The following is a 5,253-nucleotide window of genomic DNA, read 5'->3' as shown; positions in this document are numbered from 1 at the left end:
GACGTTAACGTGCGGTTTTGAACGTTCAAATTTTTCTTTAGACATCGATTGTCCCTCTAAGACACGGATAAATCGGTGGTATCACCACATCAACCAAGCATTTGCCTGTTGAATCCAGAACAGAAAGAAAATCAGGGGGCGAGATAATAAGAAGTGGTGCTGATAGGCAGATTCGAACTGCCGACCTCACCCTTACCAAGGGTGCGCTCTACCAACTGAGCTATATCAGCACATCTTGGAGCGGGCAGTGGGAATCGAACCCACATCATCAGCTTGGAAGGCTGAGGTAATAGCCATTATACGATGCCCGCATCCTGGAACTCGGCTACCTGACTTTTCTGTAGAATTTTTAGGGGGGAGAAGGATTGTTCGTCGCTTAACTCTCACCCTTCGGGCCTGCTGCGCCTTGCGCTGCACAACTCGAACCTTGCTGAAGGCTTTCGCCTTCCCCTTCCGCAAATTAACCGCTGCGAGTTATTCGCTGGTCAGTCAACTGCCGAAGGCAAGATTTGGTGGTGGGGGAAGGATTCGAACCTTCGAAGTCTGTGACGGCAGATTTACAGTCTGCTCCCTTTGGCCGCTCGGGAACCCCACCAAATTTTAACTACTGTGACTTGATTGGTGCCGGCTACCGGAATCGAACTGGTGACCTACTGATTACAAGTCAGTTGCTCTACCAACTGAGCTAAGCCGGCATCAAGTGCAGCGCATTCTAGGTAGACCGGGCGGCCTATGCAACAAAAAAATTGCGTTTCGCGCACTTCCGCTCACAAATTACCCAATTATGCATAGTGTCTGGCAATTCACAGCGCACAGCGGGCAAATATTCATCAATTGCAGGAATCATTCTCTACAATTTAATCCACTTTTTGCAAGTATTGACCTTTCCTTTCCCCGTGCCCGTTATCTCAAATCCGTAAACCCAAATCAGGAAACTGTGAGCGGGATCGATGCACCAGAAAAGGGAAGAGTGCCCCATGTAACGGCATCAACTACAATTATTCCTCACCTCTTTCGTCGCCGGAGCGCCTTCCGTCGCTCTGGCGCAATTATTGCTTATCTTCATTACCCCCTCACCCAGGAGGAATGACCGATGAAAATTGTCCTGATTAATGCCGCCACGCTACCCATTTACCGTGATGAACTGGCTCGTCTGTTGACCGATGCAGTGACGCATGGAGCCTCTGTGGGCTACGACACGCTGATCCCGCATGAAGACGCCGAGAGCTACTTCCACAGCCTGAGGCCTGCCTTGGCCAAAGGAGAGCTGTTGCTGTGGATCGCCAGAGACGAGCGCGGCGTCATCGGCACGGTTCAACTTGAGCTGTGTCAGAAACCGAATGGACGCAACCGTGCTGAAGTGCAAAAGCTATTAGTTCACAGTCGTGCACGCCGCAATGGTGTCGGACAAGCCCTGATGAAGGCATTGGAACAGTCGGCGCTGCAGCAACAGCGTGGCCTGCTGTATCTCGACACGCAGGCAGCTTCCGCCGCAGAAGCGCTGTATCGCTCACTGGGCTATCGCTGTCTGGGAGAGTTGCCCGATTATGCCGCCACACCCGATGGCTACTATCACCCGACGGTCATTTATTACAAACGCCTGTTCGCGGTTAACCAAGCCTCCTCCGCCATCGCCAGCTAGCATGAAAGCGGTATCATTCCCGGGAGATACCGCTTTGCAACATCACTGCAATCAACTGCGCGCCGCTTCTCACAATTGACATAAACTGCCGCCAATCGATAACTTTTGCGAAAAAAGTCTACGCCAAAAACCAAGCTGTCTATAATATGCAGCTTGTTTATTATCTGGAGTTGGCGTCCGGCGCCTTTCCCAACCTGCGTTAACAGGCAGAATTTGGCTTATGATAAAAAGAGATCAATCTTTAGCGACGCCTTACCTTCAGTTCGATCGTACCCAGTGGGCTGCGTTGCGAGATTCGGTGCCGCTGACGCTGTCAGAAGAAGAGATCGTTAAACTAAAAGGGATTAACGAAGATCTCTCTTTGGAAGAGGTGGCACAGATTTATCTGCCTCTATCGCGTCTGCTGAACTTCTATATCAGTTCCAACCTTCGTCGTCAGGCCGTACTTGAACAATTCCTCGGTACCGATGGCCAGAAAATTCCCTATGTCATCGGCATTGCTGGCAGCGTTGCCGTAGGTAAAAGCACTACCGCACGTTTGCTGCAGGCATTACTTAGCAGTTGGCCGGAGCATCGCAGCGTTGAACTGATCACTACCGACGGTTTCCTGCATCCTAATAAGGTGCTGAACGAACGTGGGCTGATGAAGAAAAAAGGGTTCCCGCAGTCTTACGATATGCACAGCCTGGTAAAATTCGTTTCTGAGGTGAAGTCAGGTGCCAAACGCGTGACTGCTCCTGTATATTCTCATCTGATCTATGATGTTGTTCCGGATGGTAATAAAGTTATTGAGCAGCCGGATATTCTAATTCTGGAAGGGTTAAACGTCTTACAAAGCGGAATGGATTACCCTCACGATCCTCATCACGTATTTGTTTCCGACTTTGTTGATTTCTCAATATATGTCGACGCACCTGCGCAGTTATTGCAAACCTGGTATATCAATAGGTTTCTGAAATTCCGTCAGGGCGCTTTTTCTAATCCTGACTCTTATTTCCACAACTACGCGAAGCTGCCCGAAACGGAGGCCGTCAATATTGCCACCCAGCTATGGAATGAGATTAATGGATTGAATTTACAGCAAAATATTCTTCCAACCCGTGAGCGCGCCAGCCTGATAATGACGAAAAGCGCTAATCATGCCGTCGAACACGTACGTTTGAGAAAATAATGTTATAAAACAAATGGGGACAACGTTGGTCCCCCTATCAATAATCGTTATTCAGCGCTACGTAGAGATATTTCGCCACCGATAAATGGTTTAATCACACCGTTCTGTTCGAGCAATAATGCCCCTTGCTGATCAATACCGCGCGCAATACCAAAAATTTGTTGCTCACCTATTAGCAGTTTAACAGGCCTATCAATAAAGTTATCCAAAGCACGCCAACGCGAAATAAAGGGTATCAGCCCGTCAATTTCAAACTGCTGCAAAGATTGGCGCAACTCATTCAGCAGGGTTGCTGCCAGCTCATTGCGATCTATGCTAATCCCCGCTTCCTGCAGGTTTATCCACCCTTGGTTGATAGCATTCGCATTGCTTTCGCGCATCGCCAAATTGATACCGGCGCCAATCACCAACTGCGCAGCGTCACCCGTCTTTCCTGTTAATTCAACTAAAATACCCGCTAGTTTACGATCGTTGAGATACAAGTCATTCGGCCATTTAACCCTGACATCCTCAGCGCCCAAACGTTGTAACACCTCTGCCATCACTATGCCAATCACCAGGCTCAGGCCAATTGCAGCCGCAGGTCCTTGGTCCAAACGCCAAAACATCGAAAGATACAGATTGGCACCAAACGGCGATATCCATTGCCGTCCGCGACGGCCACGGCCGGCCTGTTGATACTCAGCGATACAAGCATCGCCCGACTGTAACTCAGAGATACGATCCAGCAAGTATTGATTGGTGGAGTCTACGACAGGTAACACAGTTACGCGCTTATCTTCCAGTTGGGCAAGGATACTGTCAGCATCTAATAATTGGATGGGGCCAGGCAGACTGTACCCTTTTCCCGGTACGGTAAATACATCCAACCCCCACTCACGAATTGTCTGGATATGTTTATTAATCGCTGCGCGACTCATACCCAGATACTCACCAAGATGCTCGCCTGAATGAAAGCTACCGTCAGCCAGTAACGCAATTATCTTTAATGGTACTTTGGAGTCTTTCATACGAGAACTTCCAGGGCATTTCGCTCACCCGTCGCGCCAATAAAACGGACTTCAGGTTCCAACCATACATCGAACTTCTTCGCTACCGTATTACGCACATGGCGAGCCAAAGCAACTACGTCCTGACTGCTGGCATCATTCAGATTAACCAGAACGAGCGCCTGTTGACGATGTACTGCTGCACCACCAATTTGATAGCCCTTCAACTCACATTGGTCGATCAACCAACCGGCGGCTAACTTCACCTGGCCATCCCGTTGCGGATAATGTGGCATACCGGGATACAGAGCAACCAGTTCAGCCCCCTTATCCTCACTGACAAGCGGGTTTTTGAAGAAGCTACCTGCATTACCGGTCACAGCTGGATCAGGCAACTTGCTGCGGCGCATTGCGCATACTGAATCAAATATCTGACGTGGCGTCACCGTTTCCGGATCCAGCTTCGTCAGATCGCCATAATTCAGCATCGGACTCCACTGTTTGCTCAGTCGCAAGCCTACGCCGACAATGATATGGCCGGTCTGAAAATGATGCTTGAAAATACTTTCACGATAGCCGAATCCGCACTCTGATGTCGGAATGCGATCGATGGCTCCTGTATTAAAGTCCAGTAAATCGACGTAGTCGCATACGCTTTTTAGTTCGATACCATAGGCACCGATATTTTGAATAGGTGCAGAACCGACCAAACCCGGGATTAGAGCCAGGTTTTCCAGCCCGGGAATACCCTTGTCCAGCGTGCTGCAGACCAAACCATGCCAGTTTTCGCCGGCACCGACGTGAAGGTACCAGGCATCTTTCTCTTCTCTGATATCGATGCCTTTGAATTGATTGATCATAACCGTACCGGCAAAGTCCTCAAGAAACAGGACATTACTTCCTTCACCGAGCACCAACAATGGCTCTTGACGCTTTTGCGTTTTCTGCCAGACCTTGATCATTAATTCGATAGTATCTGCAATGACCAGATGCGCTGCGTTGACCGGGAGCGCAAAGGTATTGTGTATTTTTAAAGACGCACGTTCAGTAGACATAATGTTAAATACCTATACGGAAATAAACTTCTACCTAGTCTACTCGATTCGGCGCGCTAGGCTAATGTTTGTTTTTATTGATTTTAATTTAACCTGGTGATCATCCACGTGAACAATATTTCTAATTGTTTTATAAGGAAATATTTATACAAATAAATGGATAATAAAATGAAGATAATTGGCGACATGATTAATACGGGCATTATCTTAGGAAGAGATTTATAGTCACATAGCACTAACCAACTATATTAGCGCTATTTATATATATCTAATATTACTCATCGTTTTTATGAATTGATCATACTTATGATTATAAATATAACCCCAGTAGTCTTTTATTCGTTCAGAAATGTAGCAACTCAGGCGCAGCGTAGCTGCGCCCGTTGTTTCTTCGCG

The 5,253-nt window shown here is 48.0% G+C and carries 4 protein-coding genes, 4 tRNA genes and 1 other RNA gene; 2 read left to right on the top strand and 7 right to left on the bottom strand.

The features are described from left to right. Nucleotides 1-154 precede the first annotated feature (154 nt). The 5 genes from QZQ97_RS24455 to QZQ97_RS24435 all read right to left on the bottom strand — a co-directional run bounded on the left by QZQ97_RS24455 (nucleotide 155) and on the right by QZQ97_RS24435 (nucleotide 695). Nucleotides 155-230 (bottom strand) — tRNA-Thr (locus QZQ97_RS24455). 6 nt (nucleotides 231-236) lie between these two features. After that, nucleotides 237-311: transfer RNA gene (locus tag QZQ97_RS24450), tRNA-Gly, on the bottom strand. A gap of 37 nt (nucleotides 312-348) precedes the next feature. Then, nucleotides 349-464: non-coding RNA, RtT sRNA (locus tag QZQ97_RS24445), on the bottom strand. 46 nt (nucleotides 465-510) lie between these two features. Next, a tRNA-Tyr gene (locus QZQ97_RS24440) sits at nucleotides 511-595 on the bottom strand. 24 nt (nucleotides 596-619) lie between these two features. Next, nucleotides 620-695: transfer RNA gene (locus QZQ97_RS24435), tRNA-Thr, on the bottom strand. A gap of 398 nt (nucleotides 696-1,093) precedes the next feature. Between QZQ97_RS24435 and QZQ97_RS24430 the strand changes: the two genes are divergently transcribed. Both QZQ97_RS24430 and coaA read left to right on the top strand, forming a co-directional pair. After that, a complete protein-coding gene (locus tag QZQ97_RS24430; protein WP_311995507.1) occupies nucleotides 1,094-1,642 on the top strand; it encodes a GNAT family N-acetyltransferase in 549 nt (182 codons plus the stop codon). Between the two features lie 220 nt (nucleotides 1,643-1,862). Next, the gene (gene coaA / locus QZQ97_RS24425; RefSeq protein WP_311995506.1) at nucleotides 1,863-2,813 is read left to right on the top strand and encodes a type I pantothenate kinase; all 951 of its coding nucleotides are present in this window, start codon (nucleotides 1,863-1,865) and stop codon (nucleotides 2,811-2,813) included. A gap of 47 nt (nucleotides 2,814-2,860) precedes the next feature. Here coaA and birA read toward each other — a convergent pair whose 3' ends face one another. Together birA and murB are read right to left on the bottom strand one after the other, a co-directional pair. Next, nucleotides 2,861-3,823 carry a bifunctional biotin--[acetyl-CoA-carboxylase] ligase/biotin operon repressor BirA gene (gene birA / locus QZQ97_RS24420; protein ID WP_311995505.1) on the bottom strand — a complete coding sequence of 321 codons (963 nt, stop codon included), beginning with the start codon at nucleotides 3,821-3,823 and terminating at the stop codon, nucleotides 2,861-2,863. Next, complete coding sequence (gene murB / locus QZQ97_RS24415) at nucleotides 3,820-4,857, bottom strand: UDP-N-acetylmuramate dehydrogenase (RefSeq protein WP_311995504.1); 1,038 nt, start codon at nucleotides 4,855-4,857, stop codon at nucleotides 3,820-3,822. Before murB ends, birA begins: the two co-directional genes overlap by 4 nt. Between the last annotated feature and the right edge of the window lie 396 nt (nucleotides 4,858-5,253).

It is taken from the genome of Serratia sp. root2, assembly GCF_031931805.1.
Taxonomy (GTDB): Bacteria; Pseudomonadota; Gammaproteobacteria; order Enterobacterales; family Enterobacteriaceae; genus Serratia; species Serratia inhibens.
This window is presented reverse-complemented; position numbering and strand designations above follow the sequence as displayed.

What these genes read in the sequence shown, in the direction of transcription:
- murB (WP_311995504.1), bottom strand. Translation starts at nt 4,857, where the DNA reads ATGTCTACTGAACGTGCGTCTTTAAAAATACACAATACCTTTGCGCTC.
- birA (WP_311995505.1), bottom strand. Translation starts at nt 3,823, where the DNA reads ATGAAAGACTCCAAAGTACCATTAAAGATAATTGCGTTACTGGCTGAC.
- QZQ97_RS24430 (WP_311995507.1), top strand. Translation starts at nt 1,094, where the DNA reads ATGAAAATTGTCCTGATTAATGCCGCCACGCTACCCATTTACCGTGAT.
- coaA (WP_311995506.1), top strand. Translation starts at nt 1,863, where the DNA reads ATGATAAAAAGAGATCAATCTTTAGCGACGCCTTACCTTCAGTTCGAT.